Origin of the sequence: Trichococcus ilyis (assembly GCF_900109135.1) — a bacterium.
Classification (GTDB): Bacteria; Bacillota; Bacilli; order Lactobacillales; family Aerococcaceae; genus Trichococcus; species Trichococcus ilyis.
On record NZ_FNYT01000021.1, the window covers coordinates 41,399 to 55,853 of the forward strand.

At 50.8% G+C, this 14,455-nt stretch carries 16 protein-coding genes; 3 read left to right on the forward strand and 13 right to left on the reverse strand.

Annotated features, from left to right (window positions below; genetic code table 11):
• Nucleotides 1-222: 222 nt before the first annotated feature.
• From BMX58_RS10240 to citD, 10 genes are all read right to left on the reverse strand, one after another.
• Nucleotides 223-645, reverse strand: coding sequence for an HIT family protein (locus tag BMX58_RS10240; RefSeq protein WP_068623319.1), 423 nt, complete (start codon nucleotides 643-645; stop codon nucleotides 223-225).
• Between the two features lie 226 nt (nucleotides 646-871).
• On the reverse strand, nucleotides 872-1,615 hold the full coding sequence (locus BMX58_RS10245) for an alpha/beta fold hydrolase (protein WP_068623320.1): 744 nt from the start codon (nucleotides 1,613-1,615) through the stop codon (nucleotides 872-874).
• 14 nt (nucleotides 1,616-1,629) lie between these two features.
• A complete protein-coding gene (locus tag BMX58_RS10250; protein ID WP_068623321.1) occupies nucleotides 1,630-2,286 on the reverse strand; it encodes a GyrI-like domain-containing protein in 657 nt (218 codons plus the stop codon).
• A 15-nt stretch (nucleotides 2,287-2,301) separates the two neighbouring features.
• The gene (locus BMX58_RS10255) at nucleotides 2,302-2,904 is read right to left on the reverse strand and encodes a hypothetical protein (protein WP_068623322.1); all 603 of its coding nucleotides are present in this window, start codon (nucleotides 2,902-2,904) and stop codon (nucleotides 2,302-2,304) included.
• Nucleotides 2,905-3,144: 240 nt separating this feature from the next.
• Entirely contained in the window at nucleotides 3,145-3,762 is a 618-nt protein-coding gene (locus tag BMX58_RS10260) for a type IV toxin-antitoxin system AbiEi family antitoxin domain-containing protein (RefSeq protein ID WP_162268627.1), read from the reverse strand.
• Nucleotides 3,763-3,976: 214 nt separating this feature from the next.
• A complete protein-coding gene (locus BMX58_RS10265; protein WP_068623324.1) occupies nucleotides 3,977-5,083 on the reverse strand; it encodes an NADH-dependent flavin oxidoreductase in 1,107 nt (368 codons plus the stop codon).
• A gap of 252 nt (nucleotides 5,084-5,335) precedes the next feature.
• Complete coding sequence (locus BMX58_RS10270) at nucleotides 5,336-6,160, reverse strand: oxidoreductase (RefSeq protein WP_068623362.1); 825 nt, start codon at nucleotides 6,158-6,160, stop codon at nucleotides 5,336-5,338.
• A 457-nt stretch (nucleotides 6,161-6,617) separates the two neighbouring features.
• A complete protein-coding gene (citF, locus tag BMX58_RS10275) occupies nucleotides 6,618-8,177 on the reverse strand; it encodes a citrate lyase subunit alpha (protein ID WP_068623325.1) in 1,560 nt (519 codons plus the stop codon).
• A gap of 28 nt (nucleotides 8,178-8,205) precedes the next feature.
• Nucleotides 8,206-9,117, reverse strand: a complete 912-nt coding sequence (locus BMX58_RS10280; protein WP_068623326.1) for an aldolase/citrate lyase family protein — start codon at nucleotides 9,115-9,117, stop codon at nucleotides 8,206-8,208.
• On the reverse strand, nucleotides 9,114-9,416 hold the full coding sequence (gene citD, locus BMX58_RS10285) for a citrate lyase acyl carrier protein (RefSeq protein ID WP_068623327.1): 303 nt from the start codon (nucleotides 9,414-9,416) through the stop codon (nucleotides 9,114-9,116). Before citD ends, BMX58_RS10280 begins: the two co-directional genes overlap by 4 nt.
• A 290-nt stretch (nucleotides 9,417-9,706) precedes the next feature.
• On the opposite strand from citD, the gene BMX58_RS10290 reads away from it, so the two are divergent.
• Nucleotides 9,707-10,558 (forward strand): LysR family transcriptional regulator, encoded by an 852-nt coding sequence (locus tag BMX58_RS10290; protein ID WP_068623328.1) that lies wholly within the window; start codon nucleotides 9,707-9,709, stop codon nucleotides 10,556-10,558.
• 16 nt (nucleotides 10,559-10,574) lie between these two features.
• Nucleotides 10,575-11,621 carry a [citrate (pro-3S)-lyase] ligase gene (citC, locus tag BMX58_RS10295; RefSeq protein WP_068623329.1) on the forward strand — a complete coding sequence of 349 codons (1,047 nt, stop codon included), beginning with the start codon at nucleotides 10,575-10,577 and terminating at the stop codon, nucleotides 11,619-11,621.
• Nucleotides 11,622-11,682: 61 nt separating this feature from the next.
• Here citC and BMX58_RS10300 read toward each other — a convergent pair whose 3' ends face one another.
• The 3 genes from BMX58_RS10300 to BMX58_RS10310 all read right to left on the reverse strand — a co-directional run bounded on the left by BMX58_RS10300 (nucleotide 11,683) and on the right by BMX58_RS10310 (nucleotide 13,863).
• Nucleotides 11,683-11,964 (reverse strand): hypothetical protein, encoded by a 282-nt coding sequence (locus tag BMX58_RS10300; protein ID WP_068623330.1) that lies wholly within the window; start codon nucleotides 11,962-11,964, stop codon nucleotides 11,683-11,685.
• A gap of 12 nt (nucleotides 11,965-11,976) precedes the next feature.
• On the reverse strand, nucleotides 11,977-12,963 hold the full coding sequence (locus BMX58_RS10305; RefSeq protein ID WP_084253954.1) for an ABC transporter substrate-binding protein: 987 nt from the start codon (nucleotides 12,961-12,963) through the stop codon (nucleotides 11,977-11,979).
• A 114-nt stretch (nucleotides 12,964-13,077) separates the two neighbouring features.
• Nucleotides 13,078-13,863 carry a PhzF family phenazine biosynthesis protein gene (locus tag BMX58_RS10310; RefSeq protein ID WP_068623331.1) on the reverse strand — a complete coding sequence of 262 codons (786 nt, stop codon included), beginning with the start codon at nucleotides 13,861-13,863 and terminating at the stop codon, nucleotides 13,078-13,080.
• Between the two features lie 263 nt (nucleotides 13,864-14,126).
• On the opposite strand from BMX58_RS10310, the gene BMX58_RS10315 reads away from it, so the two are divergent.
• Nucleotides 14,127-14,455 (forward strand): helix-turn-helix domain-containing protein (locus BMX58_RS10315; RefSeq protein ID WP_165605754.1); only part of this gene is annotated, 329 nt, incomplete at its 3' end.

A 14,455-nucleotide genomic window follows, 5' to 3' on the forward strand; every position in this document is an offset into this window, starting at 1 on the left:
CACAAAAAAGCCGACCCCGTTTTTTTGGAGTCGACCTTTATTTTTTGGAACTATGACACTCTTAGTGCTCGATTTCTACCCGGGATTCATCTCGCTCTATTAAACGCGTTCTGAATCCCAGAAATCTGTGCCTAAGTTGCTATTACGTCACGACCAAAATACGGTCGTTCTCGTAATAGCCTCTTAGTGCTCGATTTCTACCCGGGATTCATCTCGCTCTTATTACATGTTTGCGCGGATTTCTTCTGCCAATGCTTCATAAGCATCGTCCGTCAAAGTCACGCGGCCTGGGTTCATGTCGAAAGTCGAGCCCCATTCGAAAGCGTCCTCTTTGTATTTCGGCACCAAGTGGAAATGCAAGTGCTTGCCGGTATCACCGTAAGCGCCGTAGTTCACTTTTTCAGGGCTGAAAGCTTTGTGCAAAGCGTTCGCCACTTTGGCGATGTCGGCGAAGTAGCCGTTGCGTTCCTCATCCATAATGTTCACCAATTCGCTCACGTGGTCTTTGTAGGCAACAATCACACGGCCTTTATGGCTTTGTTCTTTAAAAACATAGACTTTGCTGTATGGCAATTCGCAGCATGGGTAACCGAAAGCCGCCACCAACTCGCCTTCCATGCAATAAGCGCAATTTTCATCTTTCATCAAAACAGACCTCCCAGAAATGTACTTTCGGTTCATTATAGCACTTTTAAGCGCCTACATTTTGTCGATAATCCAACAGTATTGCGGACAAAATGTGAACACCATATCGCTGTTCCCTGTCCATATGATCCGCTCTCGGTGGACATAATAAACAGCACCAAAGCAACGGCGCAGATGATGCCGTACACAAGGGCGTGCCTGCCGATGCCTTCGTGAATGATGACGTTTAGGCTTCCTCCAAAAAAATTTGAAGCGCTTTGCAGTATTGTTCCGGATGAAGCAGTATTTCACCATGGCCAAACCCCGCAAATAGGGTGTCCTTCCCATTTGGGAAAACTTTTCTTATTTTTTTGGCGCCTTTCGCAGCCAGCTTTTCATTGGTTCCATACCAACAAGCCAGCCTAACGCCGGCATAAGGTTCCATTTTATCTATATGCGAGAACAGTGATGCCGCATCATAGAAAGCATTCTCGAGTGTTTTTCTTGAAATGTCGGCATATAAAAGTTCATCCAGCATTTTAGGCGTAATTCCTCCAAGTTTCAGAAACCAATTCATCTTCCCTTTCAGCACTTGTTCGCCAAACCATCCGGCAAATTTAGATGCTGGTTTATTGAATATACCAAGCGACATGTCCGCAGTCCCATCCAGGACGATATTTCCTACTATTACGTTTCTGCGGTATGCCGTCAATAATGCCGTAATGCAGCCTAGCGATGAGCCGCAGATCACGTCAAGCTTCCCACCAAGGTTATGTTGAATATATGCCTCAACCTGTTCCGCTTCCTGTTCTCCATTTGTATAATCGGTTTCCTCTTCCGGGTCATGCCCATCAAGTCCGGCAGCAACGACATGAAAATCAGCTGCAAGCAAAGGAATCAATTTACCGAAACTTTTCTCCCATGTCGTTCCAAGTCCATGGATGAGCATAACCGATTTTCTGCCTCGATTTCCAAATTCATGGAATCTCATGCCACGAGCCTCCTTTATTTCCTGATTGGATGGCGGACGACCGTCTTCATCTTTTCCGGGGCAACTTTGCGCGGATCATTCAGGTAGATCTCATGGTGCCTGCGGATAATGCCGTCCGGCAGCACATCCGAAATGCCATTGACGTATCCATTGGCTGCAGCAAAGTCATCGATGGCCTTAACCGTTACAGCTTCGGTGTCATATGGACCCATATGCAGCATCTGCACGCAAAGCCCTTCCGTGAACTCCTGCAACCTTGCTTTGGAAAGTTCAAGCTCCGGCTTCTTTTTCTTCAATTCATCGACAGCCCAGCGGAATACTCCCTCGGTGACAAATTCCGGCTGCCGGATCATCGCCGTCCAAATCAGTTGGTCCTTCTGGCTCGTGTCAAAAGGACGATCAATTTCCGTCCACCAGAGGCCCTCCAATGGCGGCACGACGTATTCAAAAAAATCAGCGGGGGCATTCCCGCTTTTGTTGCTCATTCTGATCGTGTAGGCCAATCCATAAAGCATTTCGATCGCTTTCGCGTATTCCCCCGCTTCCTCATTGGGGTTCCCCTTGCCGTCAACCATGATGAAGGTCATTTTCGGCACATCGACTATCATAGGTACTGTCTTCGGCTGGTAAAGGTTTTTTTCTACCTTTTTGTAATCCATCGGACTCGACATTTCTACTTGCCTCCTCTATTCTTCCGCATATCCAAAAAATTCCAGGATTTTTTCCAGAACTTGGTATTCCGGAACGTACCCATAGCCGGCAGACTCACCTTCACTGATGCTGAACGGCGCCGACCCGATCATCGTTTCCTGATGGATTATGGTTCCGGCAGCCCTGTCCAGGATGGTTATCTGGACATAGCGCGTGTAGGCAATGCCTTCATTCGAATAGGTTCCGGTCTCCATGTAATATTGGCGCAATTTAACCAAGACATTCATCTCCGCATCCGACTTGGCCTGCAGTTCCTCCGGCAAATCAAGATAATGCCGCGAATAGACGTACTTTTCTCCGGCGTCTCCTTCCACAGATTCATCGTTTTCGATGATGAAAACTTTCGCCGGCGTTGGAGCAGGCCCTTCCGCAAGCATACCTTCGATGGCGGCATAAGCATCCACATTCCCGACCAGGTCGCTGTTTTCCAGTTCACTGATCCGGCTCTCCCTGATCGCTTCGGAATCCAATGCTGAGTCGGATTCTTTGCTGGGAGAACCGCAGCCCGAAAAGATAAACAACAACAGCGACATCATGATGAAGAAAAATTTGGTTTGGTGTTTGTTGATTCTGGTCATCAGAAATTCCTCCCTGAACTGATGCGACTTGTGGAAAAAGGAAGAGGAGTGACTGAAACGGAAACTTCGCAACCGCTATCATTCGACCTCATTATAACACTTTTCCAACCCGAGAATCGCCTGCAACCGCACCCAAAGAAGCGCAAGAAAAACCAAATAAACATTTTTGAATCGGAAATGTTTATTTGGTTTGAACCATGTTATTTATCCAGTCCTTGAGTTGCTTAGGGCTGCTAACTTTCACATTAATACCTCCATATATTTCTGGACAGCATCTCTGACATTAAAAATTTCCGCATATTTGAGCAACTTGGCATAGTCTGCCTCTGGTCCCTTCAGATATTTTTTGACTGCCTCAAGCACCAAATCACTATCCAAAATATTTCTCTTTCTAAGGCAGTCGCAGATTGTTCTCTCTCTATCATACACCTTTACCTTGTTGCCATAAGGGGTTACCATTTCAATGACACCCATGGAATGAAGCGCTTCTGCTACATAAAAAAATCGATAATGCTCTTTATCTTTCAAAAGTCTGGTGTTGAATCCCGAAGGAATAGTAAGCATCAACTGATAAGGCGTACGGTCGGAAAGGTCATGAAAATAAAGAGCCGTTTCGTGCGAAAAAATTCCTTTTTGGCATCTGTATTGGGTCAAAAAAAATTCATCCTCAATAAAATTTGGATCCATATACAGCCCTCGCTCAATTTTTTCAATCTCTCCCGATTGGCTCATCCGTTGTAAAGTTTTGTATGCTACACCTTTCTCTTTGACTTGGCCGGCAGTTATCAAACCATTATTTTCTTTCAACACTTTTAAGACTAAATCCCTTTGATTCATCGGATTTTCACCGCTCTCCATGTCATTTCCGTTCGTATACATTCTATAATATACGAACGGAAATGACAAACGAAACAAGTAATTAATTGGTCTCTAATCACTCCCTTATTTTAGGCCCACAATACGGCGGCTCTATTTAAAATGTACGTTTTTATTGCATTTCAGCTTTTAATATTTGCAATTCAAAAAGACCATACAGACTTCAGGAAAAAGTCTGTATGGCCTTTCTGATTGTTTATTTACCCAAACGGTCCGGCATCATGAATTCCATGAAGCCCCAGACGCCGTTCGCAAGGAACAGTTCTTCGCGGTCGTAGTGGGATATTGCTTGGCGGATCAGCTCGTCCTTTTTGTCGAGGGCTTTCGCGCCCCAATGCGGATCGATCAGCAAAGCCCGTCCGACGGCAACAAGCTCCGAATTTTCCAGTACTTGCTCCGCGTCCACGCTCGTGCGGACGTCACCGACACCGACCAACGGCACGCGTCCGTTGATCAGTTCATGGATGTACGCCATCATACTTTTCTCTTTATGGTCCTCCGAAACGGAAACGAGTTGGCTGTCACGCAAGGAAATATGCAGATAGTCCAAGCCTTTGTCGGCCAATTGGTCCACCAGGAACAGCGTATCGGCAAAACGGATGCCAGGATTTTCATATTCCTCGGGTGAAAAGCGGTAACCGACGATAAAATTCTCGGCGCCTGACTCATCCACGACCGCCGTCACTTCATCAACCAATTTGTCGATGAAACGGAATCTCTTTTCCAGGCTGCCGCCCCATTCATCGTCCCGGCGGTTGGAGTGCGGCGAGAAGAATTGTTGCAACAAATAAGTATTGGCGCCGTGCAGTTCCACACCGTCAAATCCGGCTTCGATCGCGCGACGGGTAGCGGCTTTGAAGTTTTCGATCAAATCCAATATTTCGTCATCGGCCAATGCTCTCGGCGTTTCCGCGTTCGGTCTTTCGGCAGCGATCGCACTCGGCGCCACCGGTTGAACACCGCGCAAGACGCTGGAATCCGTCATGCGTCCGCCGTGGAAAATCTGCAGGATGGCTTTCGTGCCGTTCTTCTTGATGGCCGCCGCCAGTTTGCTTAGGCCCGGGATGAACACATCGGATGCTACGCTCAATTCGCCTTCCCAGCCCTTGCCGTCGTTCTGCACATTCGCCGCACCTGTGATGACCGCGCCGATTTCGCCGGAACGGAGTGCGTAGTAATTGATTTCGTCGGATGTCACGACACCGTCATAGAAACTCATCTTTGTTGTCATCGGCGCCATCATGATGCGGTTCTTCAGCTCAAGGCCGCGTTTGAAAGTCAGTTTGCTGTTCATTGTTGACATATTTTTCTCTCCCCTTGGATCGCTTTATTTCATTCTACCGAGCCTGCCGGAAAAAGCCTAACAGAATGTTCTGCTCCTAAAATTGCATGCGCATGCATATATCTTATAACAAGTAGTTATTTTTTGCAAGAACCGCGTTTTTGAAAGTAAGTCTTCGGAAAAAGGACTGCCAGTCATGCAAAAAAACTGCGAAGAAGGCAACACGCCCGCCTCCGCAGTCTGTATCCATCATTGCCTGTTCCGGAATTCCGATCAGTAGTCCGTCTGTGTGCTGACGGCGCTCCAGTCCTCGATCTCCTGCAGCCGCTCCTTCATCTCAGCAGACACGATTTTGACGGCATCCGATCCGAGCAACAAGCGTTTCGGAAGGGTTTCTTTCTGGATGGTTTCGTAAATGACTTCCCCAGCTTTGTCCGGATCGCCAGGCTGATCCTGATTGTCGACGATGTTCTCTTTTCTCGTTTTCCAGGCTGTTTCGGCGTAATCCTCGATCTGCTGCTGCGTCCCTTTCAGGGAAGTGTCGTAGAATTTGGTGCGGAAGGCGCCGGGTTCAACGGTCATGACTTTGATCCCCAATGGCGCGACTTCCTTCATCAGGCCGTCCGTCATCAGTTCCAACGCGGCTTTGGATGCGGCGTAATAGCCGGAACCGACACCGGAACGGGCTGCGGCAATCGAGGAAACATTGATGATGGCGCCGTTTTTCTGAGCCCGCATGTAAGGCAGTACTTGCTTGATCAATGCAATCGGGCCGAAGAAATTCGTGTCAAACAGCAGATTCACGCTTTCTTCTTCGCCTTCTTCAACGGACGAACGATAGCCGTAGCCGGCGTTGTTCACAAGGATATCCACTCCGCCGAACTTGTCCTCTGCCGCTTTCACAGCCTTCGCGATGCTCGCTTTGTCTGTGATATCCAAAGCTATTGAAATGGCCGCATCAGGGTAATCTGCGATGATATCCGCCACTGTAGAAATATCCCGTGCAGTCACGACCGCATTCTCCCCATGCTTTAAAACTGCCTTTGCAATCCCTCTGCCGATGCCGCTTGAGCAGCCTGTAATCAACCATGTTGTCATATTGTTTCCTTCCTTTCCGAAGCTGTTTGTTTTGATCATTGCGCCCTAATGCAAAATCAAAAGCGCCCTTCGCGTTACAGGAAGAAGTATACACCTTGGAGCGCGCTCCAAGGGAAGCGTTTTTATATGTTTTAGGTAAATATCCGGGAAATGTGCATGCTGCGCATGGCGGAAAACCCTCGGGGAAAGACTGTGCTCCGGTGAAACCGGCCTCGCCGAAGTTCAGGATCTGCATTCGGTCTGTCCTCCGGTGAACAGTGCTTCCCCGGAGTTGGGCGTATTTTTCGGCGCTGTCCTCCGGCGAACGTGGCTTCCCCGGAGTTGGAGTCCGATTTCTCGACGTCCTCCGGCGAACACGGCCTTCGCCGGAGCTGCCGAACCGCGCAAGCGATCGGATCGTTCAACTGCAAATAACGCGGAACAGGCAGCCTGCCCATCCCGCGTTCCAAATCCTGTTCTAGTCCAATTCCATCGGTTTGATCTTGCGCACGACATCGAGGATCGTGCCGTCGCGGGCTTCCACGATGGCAACGACATCATCTTCCCATTCCAGGTCGTCCGGCGTGCCGATCATGCTGTAGGCTTTTTCCTGCAAAGATTCGATGGTGACATGCTTGATGCCGGCCTCGTCCAAGTAGCCAATGATGTCTTGGCGTAGCGGATTGACGGCGATGCCGTAGTCCGTGACCAGCACGTCCACGCAGTCGCCCGGCGTCGTTACCGTAACGACATCTTTGCAGACGGTCGCCATGCGGCCGCGCGTCAATGGCGTCACGATGATGCAGCACTTGCTTCCGGCAGCCGTATCCGGGTGCCCGCCCGGAGCGCCGCGCAGCACGCCGTCGGAACCGGTGATGACATTGACGTTGAAGTTCGTGTCGATTTCTAATGCGGAAAGGACAACGAAATCCAGCTTGTTGACGTAAGCGCCTTTGTTGGCCGGGTTCGCGTATTCGCTCAGGTCGATTTCGACGTGGTTCGGATTCTTGAAGATGTGATCGATGGCGCCCTGATCGAAGTCCTGCGTATCCAGGATGCGGCCGACCAGACCTTTATCCATCAGATCGCAGATCGCTTTGCTGGTGCCGCCCAAAGCGAAGCTCATCTTGATGCCTTTTTCGAGCATATGCTTTTCCAGGAAGCGGTTGACGGCCAGAGAAGGCCCGCCGACCCCTGTCTGGAACGAGAAACCGTCCTTGAAGTAAGGATTGGCCGCGATGACATTCGCGACATTTTCGGCCATCATCAATTCGCGCGGATTGTCGGTCATGCGCGCTTCTTTGGTGGAGATTTTGGTTGCATCACCGACTTCATCGACCACGCAGACGCAGTCGACGTCGATGGATGAAATCGAGGACGGCAAATTCGGGTATTCAACGATCGTATCCGTCACGATGACTACATGATCCGCGAAATGTGTGTCGTGGATCGCAAAGCCGAGCGAGCCGCAATTATTCCTGCCGCCGATGCCGCTTGAGTTGCCGCAGCAATCGGATGACGCAACCGCCAGGAAGGCGATGTCGATGTGCACATCGCCCGTTTCGATGGCGCGTGGACGGCCGCCGTGGCTGCGGATGATGGCCGGCGTCTTCAGTTTTCCTGCCGAGATGACTTCGCCGATGCGGCCGCGGACACCTGAAGTCTGCACACCGATGATTTTGCCTTGTTCGATGTAGTCGGCGAAGTTATCCTGGGCGTTGCCCAATGAAGTGGCCGCCACTGTGATGTCCTTCAAGCCCATATCTTCGATCAGTACTTTCGCGACCATGCTCGCGACATAATCCCCTTCGCGGAATTCCGTATGGAACGAGAAGGTCATGCCGTCGTGCGCTCCGCACTTTTCGCAAGCCTCGCGGATGCTTTGGACGATTTTGCTCTCCTGCGGCGTTTCGTAGCGTCGTGTCCGCGGCGTAGCCTTCTGGAAATACTTGCCGTCCATATAGCCCTTGCCTTGATAAACTTCTTTTCCTTCACCCAACAACTGGTCCGGAATTTCTCTTCCTACTGCATTTTTCATTGATGGATCCACTTCCTTTCCTGTCTTTTTATAAATCGCCTTTGTAGACACCGCAGGCTTTCGCCAGGGCGATGATCCGCCTCGCATCTTCGAAGAACGGGATGTCGACCATCTTGCCGTCGACCGTATAGACTCCGACTCCGGAATCCGCCTGCTCATCGAAGGAGCGCACCAATTTTTCGGCATAGGCGATCTCTTTTTGCGTCGGGGCAAAAGTGTCATGCACAAATTGGATCTGTTTTGGACTGACGATGGATTTGCCGTCGAAGCCCATTTTGTGGTTTTGGATGACTTCCTGCTTGAACGTTTCCATGTCATCGATGTTCGGGAACATGGTGTCGAAACACATCACGCCAGCCGCACGCGCCGCCAACAGCATCTGTCCCCTTGCGGTCAGCATTTCGATGCCGCCTTCCTGGATCTGGACGTGCATGCTCTTGCGGAAATCACCGCCGGAGATGGCGCAACCGAACATGCGCGCAGAGGCGCTGACGATTTCGTAGGCGTTCAGGATGCCTTTCGGACTTTCAAGTGCGGCCATCAGCAGCGTCCGGCCTTCTTCGACCCCGAATTCGCGTTCAGCCGCCAGCACATGCGCTTCGACGGTCAGGACATCCTGAGCGCTTTCGCATTTCGCGATGCGGATGCCGTCCGCGCCAGCCGCGACGACGCAGCGGATATCTTCCTGCCAATGCGGCGTATCAAGGCCGTTGATGCGGACGATGACTTCGGTGTCGCCGTAATCGACCGATTTCAGGGCATTGTACAACGAGAATCTGGCTGCATCCTTCTGGTTTTCCGCAACGGCATCCTCAAGATCCAGGATGATGCTGTCGCTTCCGTAAATGTAGGCGTCCTTGATCAGCCCTGGTTTTTGCGCATTCATGAACATCATAGTGCGGCGCAGGCGCACTTTTTGCGGTGCTGGACGTTTGATCATTTTACGGCCCCTCCCCAAGGAATATTTTTCTCAGATGCTTCGCCGCTGCGGAACACGGCGCATTCCACCCGGGCCTTGATGGTGCAATCCAGAGCACCTTTGTCGACCACGGTGACTTTCGCATTTTCCACCCCGAGGTTTTCCAATGTCTGAAGAACGGTTGATTTGATCTGTTTGCCGTACTGGTTCATGACGCTGCTCTGAACGGTCAGTCGGATGCCCGCTTTTGAAGGCTCGATGCTGACTTGGGCATCGCTGGACTCCAGTGTCCCGGCTAATCCTGCTTTTTTGATTTCCATTGCTTTGCTCCTTTTCCTTTTGCTTGTCCCAACAATCACTCTACTTCCTGCCCCTATTACACAACTTTTTCAGCCGGATGTAAAAGTCTCGATTTTCATGCATAACCATTCCGATATGGAATGATTTCAACTATCCTTTTTTGTGCGGAATGAGCTATAATGATTAGCGAAAGAACGGTTACAAATGGAGACTATACACTACTCCAGTAATTCGTTAGTAGTATTAAAATATTTATTTTTCCATTCCTTTATGGAATCATGCAACAATTATCCGAAAGGAAGGTGCACCCATGGATGAAAGAGATTTTGAACTGCTGATCACCTTGAACGAGACCAAAAACATCACGCATGCAGCCGATAAACTGTTCATTTCCCAATCCTCCCTCTCGAAGCGCATCCGCGCCATCGAGGAGGAACTCGGCATCTGCCTGATGCTCCGTTCCAGACAAGGCATCCATTTCACGCCTGAAGGGGAGGAAGTCCTCCGCCGCAGCATAGAGGCCGCCGATCAGCTGAAAAGGATGCGCGCCACTCTCGATGCACAGAAGGATTACGTCTGCGGTACGCTCCGGGCAGGCGTATCGATCAATTATGCCCTTTACGCGCTGCCCGATGTCCTGGCCGACTATTGCCAGCGTTACCCGCGTGTGAATACGCACGTCACGACAGACCAGAGCCGCAAACTGTATGTCCAGATGCTGAACGGCACGATCGACGTCGCCATCCTGCGCGGGGAATACGAATGGAAAAGCAATAAATTGCTGCTGTCGCGCGAGAACATGTGCGTCATCCGTTTGGTGCCGGACAAGGACCGCAGGCTTCAGGAACTGCCCTACATCGGACGGAATTCCGATGCCGAGTCGGAACGGGAAATGGGCCAATGGATGCACGAGAACGGACTGCATCCGAAAAACTACAGCATCCACGTCGATAACCTTTCCACCTGCGTAGAGATGGTCAAACGCGGACTGGGCTGGGCGATTGTTCCGGAAATCTGCCTGAAGGACTTCGACGGACACGTCGAACCGCTTTCCTTCGCCAACGGAGAGCCGTTTGTGCGCTCCACCTATATCCTCTATACCGAACAAGCCCTGAAGCTGCCGCAGGTCAAGGCGTTCGTGGATCTGATCAGAAAAAACTAAGCAAGGAGAGAACAACATGTCAGATTACAGCATTTCCCGCATTTTCCCGAAAGATTCAGCCGGCAACAAAAAAGTCGATCTGCTTTTGGAATCGGAAGGCATCGCCCGCGACAAAAATCTCGATTATACCTGCGGCATGTATGATGAGAAGATGAACATCATCGCCACCGGCAGCTGCTTCGGCAACACGCTGCGCTGCCTGGCCGTCAGCAAGGACCATCAAGGTGAAGGCCTGCTGAACGAAATCATCACCCATCTCATCAACGTGCAGTTCGAGCGCGGCAACATCCATTTGTTTGTGTACACGAAGACCGACACCGCCAAATTTTTCGGCGATTTGGGCTTCTACGAAATCGCCCGCGTCGAGGATCAGGTCGTCTTCATGGAGAACCGCAGGACCGGTTTTGCTGATTACCTGGACAATCTGGCCGCAGATAAGATCGACGCACCGAAAACCGCCGCTATCGTCGTCAACGCGAATCCGTTCACTTTGGGGCATCAGTATCTGATCGAAAAAGCCGCAGCGGAGAACGATGCCCTGCACATTTTTATCGTCAGCGAGGATGCCAGCCTCGTGCCTTTCGATGTCCGCAAAAAGTTGGTCATGGCCGGGACTGCCCACCTCCAAAACGTCCGCTATCACGACAGCGGACCGTACATCATCAGCAGCGCCACCTTCCCGAGCTACTTCCTGAAGGACGATGTGTCCGTCATCAAAGGCCAGGCGATGATCGACTTGGCCATCTTCGAAAAGATCGCCGCGAAGCTGGGGATCAACCACCGCTACGTGGGCGAGGAACCCACCAGCCAGGTCACGAACCTCTACAATGAAATCATGCAGAAGGAATTGCCGAAATCCGGCATCGCCTGCACGGTTGTTCCGCGCAAAGAATCCGGCGGCCGCGCCATCAGCGCTTCGACCGTGCGCAAAGCCATCCAAGACGGTGATTTCGCAAAATTCAAAAATCTCGTCCCACAGACTACCTACGATTTCTTCATGAGCGAAGAGGCAAAACCGGTGATTGAGCGCATCAAAAAGGCAGAAAATGTCATTCATTATTGAAACAAAAAAGACGCCCCGGGGCGTCTTTTTTGTTTCAATAGGCTTTTCGGATAAGGATGCATCAGTGCGGGAAGGCGATTTCCGCCAGTGTCCATAGTATGATCACAAGCCCGACCGGAATGGACAGCAGCGTCAGCAAGGCTCTGTCCTTGTGTTTGATGACTGCTATCAAGCCCATGATGAAACCGATCACGCCCAGCACCGCAAGGGCCGGTGTCGGCAACGGCAATCTGATTGTTGCTCCCAAAGCCGTCATTTTGATGGCCATCAGTACGATGAATGCCAAAGTCAGTCCCGCTGCCCATTGCCCGGCTTTTGTCTTGGACCAAAACTGCATTTTCATGATCTTTTCCTCCTATTCTTGTTCAAGGTAAAATGCATCATCAGGTAAACTGCCGTTTATCGCATCAGGATTTGCCTCAAGAAATAGATTCAGGTACTCTTCCACTGCTGATTTCGAACTTGCAGCATCCAAATAAATCAAATTGCTTCGGGAAATCACTCCCTCTGCTTGCTCTTTCGTAATTCCCATTTCATGTTTATCCACCAATTCCGTCGTTTCAGCCGGATTACTGTTGATCCAATCGATGGAATCCTTATAATCCGCGACAAACAAGCCCCATTCCTCTGCTCTATCAATAGGGATTTCCTTCTTCACGATCAAGCAGGTCAAAGGCAAGGACATTCCATTCCCATTAACTTGCATCCATTCATCCTGGATATCCAAAGCAATGGCGAAGTCATCATTTTCACCCAATAAATCGGTCACCCAAGGCTCCGCTAACAATATCAGCTCGCTGTTTGCGGCGTTTTCGACTGCGGTTTCCGAACTTGAAGCATAGGTCAGCGTCACATCAGCATCCGTATTGAGGCCGCTCCGTTCCAGCAGTCGCCTGATCACAACTTCCGCCCTCGATTTCTCCCCTGCTATCGTGATGACTTTGCCTCTCAGATCAGCAACCTCTTTGATTGCGTTATCCGTTGACAACATATACAGATACCCGCCCGTATTGACTGCTGCCAATTGGTATCCGGCGCCCTCATGATAGAGCTTCGCGGCAATTTCTGTGGGTACAACTGCTATGTCCGCTTTCCCTTCCGACAGTTTCGCATAAAGCGTTGCCTCATCCTCCTCGAAAGAGTAGTACACGGTGTCCCCCAATCTCACCGGCGGATCGAGGCCTGGTTCCATTGCCTTGACCAACCCAAGAGCCCCTGGACCTTTAAGTGCCATAACCGTAAGACTGGCTGACCCCGCTTCTTCATATGCCTTTTCCCATGAACTGCACCCAGCCACCAACAGGAGCATCCATAGCATCAGACTCATCCATAAACGTTTCATGGGCTTTCCCTCCGCTGCAAACCAATAGGCATTTCCGGTTAAACGCACCCGGTTCTCTGTAGCTTCATTATATCACTCCACATAGAAATCGCGGTCCAATCCACTTCGTTGGCGCTATAATTTTTCAGGCAAGAAAATTTCCGCCACCGAATACAGCGCGGCTTTCCCGGCGATCAGCACGCGGTCCTTTTCCATACGGCAATACAACTCCCCTGTGCGTTGCGAGGCCTGGAAAGCATGGAAATCCGTTTTGTGCATTTTTTCGGCCCACAACGGGATCACATGGCAGTGGCCGGATCCGCAGACGGGGTCTTCCCACACGCCCAGTTTCGGCGCGAAGCTGCGCGTCACACAGTCGTAGTCCTTGCCTTTTGCAGTAAGCTGCAGCAGCACGCCGTCCAGATTCCCCACTTTTTCCTTGTCAGGCGCGGCTTGGATGACCTGATCCTCGTTCTCCAGCACACACACCAAGTCGCGGCCCATCCAGGCCTCCAACGGGCGAAAGCCGATTGCTTCCTCCATTTCGGCCGTGACCGGCACCCGCTTCAACTTGTAGGCCGGCATATCCATTTCATACAGATCTCCTTTCCGCTCCACCGTCAGCACCCCGCTCAAAGTGTAAAAAGATACCACATCCCGGTTCGGCTCGAAGAACCGCAGCAGGACGTACGCGGTGGCAAGCGTCGCGTGGCCGCACAAGTCGATTTCCCCGCCCGGCGTGAACCAGCGCAGATCGTAGTCCTCCCCGTTGCGCACCGTGAAGGCCGTCTCGGAAAGATTGTTTTCCTTTGCGATTTCCTGCATCAAATCAGCGGGCAGCCATTCGTCCAACACGCATACGGCGGCTGGATTCCCCTTGAAAACCGTATCCGTAAAAGCATCCACAACATAACATTTCATATCCAAAACCCCAATCCAGTATTATTACGCGACAAGCCCCGCTCATTCACTTGGCCTTGCGTCTTTTATCATTTTCCGCCAGAAGACTCCCACCTCTAGGAATGAAAAGGGCACAGCCAATGAGTAGGTGGGAGATGAATGGCGGTAGGCGTCAGCCTATTCTTTTCGAAAAATTCGAAAAATCTTGTTGTTAAAGAAGACCCTCTCGTTCGACCAAGAACAAACGTTCGTGTATAATAGGTGGCAGAAGGAGGTGAACAACAATGATGATCCACAAAGCCTACAAGTTTCGGATCTACCCCAATCAGGAACAACAAATCCTGATTGCCAAGACCATCGGCTGTTCCCGGTTCGTGTTCAACCATTTCCTGTCCGAATGGAACAAAAACTATAAGGAAACAGGAAAAGGACTGAATTACAACGCTTGCTCCGCCGAGTTGACGTTGCTGAAAAAGGAAGAGGAGACGCTCTGGCTGAAAGAGGTCGACAGTACCGCCCTCCAATCTTCCTTGCGGAATCTATCGGACAGTTACGACCGCTTCTTCAAGAAACAGAACAGTTATCCCCGTTACAAGAGCAAGAAAAATCCGGT

Coding starts and splice junctions, on each gene's coding strand:
- BMX58_RS10240 (WP_068623319.1), bottom strand. CDS start 645: ATGAAAGATGAAAATTGCGCTTATTGCATGGAAGGCGAGTTGGTGGCG.
- BMX58_RS10245 (WP_068623320.1), bottom strand. CDS start 1,615: ATGAGATTCCATGAATTTGGAAATCGAGGCAGAAAATCGGTTATGCTC.
- BMX58_RS10250 (WP_068623321.1), bottom strand. CDS start 2,286: ATGTCGAGTCCGATGGATTACAAAAAGGTAGAAAAAAACCTTTACCAG.
- BMX58_RS10255 (WP_068623322.1), bottom strand. CDS start 2,904: ATGACCAGAATCAACAAACACCAAACCAAATTTTTCTTCATCATGATG.
- BMX58_RS10260 (WP_162268627.1), bottom strand. CDS start 3,762: ATGGAGAGCGGTGAAAATCCGATGAATCAAAGGGATTTAGTCTTAAAA.
- BMX58_RS10265 (WP_068623324.1), bottom strand. CDS start 5,083: ATGTCAACAATGAACAGCAAACTGACTTTCAAACGCGGCCTTGAGCTG.
- BMX58_RS10270 (WP_068623362.1), bottom strand. CDS start 6,160: ATGACAACATGGTTGATTACAGGCTGCTCAAGCGGCATCGGCAGAGGG.
- citF (WP_068623325.1), bottom strand. CDS start 8,177: ATGAAAAATGCAGTAGGAAGAGAAATTCCGGACCAGTTGTTGGGTGAA.
- BMX58_RS10280 (WP_068623326.1), bottom strand. CDS start 9,117: ATGATCAAACGTCCAGCACCGCAAAAAGTGCGCCTGCGCCGCACTATG.
- citD (WP_068623327.1), bottom strand. CDS start 9,416: ATGGAAATCAAAAAAGCAGGATTAGCCGGGACACTGGAGTCCAGCGAT.
- BMX58_RS10290 (WP_068623328.1), top strand. CDS start 9,707: ATGGATGAAAGAGATTTTGAACTGCTGATCACCTTGAACGAGACCAAA.
- citC (WP_068623329.1), top strand. CDS start 10,575: ATGTCAGATTACAGCATTTCCCGCATTTTCCCGAAAGATTCAGCCGGC.
- BMX58_RS10300 (WP_068623330.1), bottom strand. CDS start 11,964: ATGAAAATGCAGTTTTGGTCCAAGACAAAAGCCGGGCAATGGGCAGCG.
- BMX58_RS10305 (WP_084253954.1), bottom strand. CDS start 12,963: ATGAAACGTTTATGGATGAGTCTGATGCTATGGATGCTCCTGTTGGTG.
- BMX58_RS10310 (WP_068623331.1), bottom strand. CDS start 13,863: ATGAAATGTTATGTTGTGGATGCTTTTACGGATACGGTTTTCAAGGGG.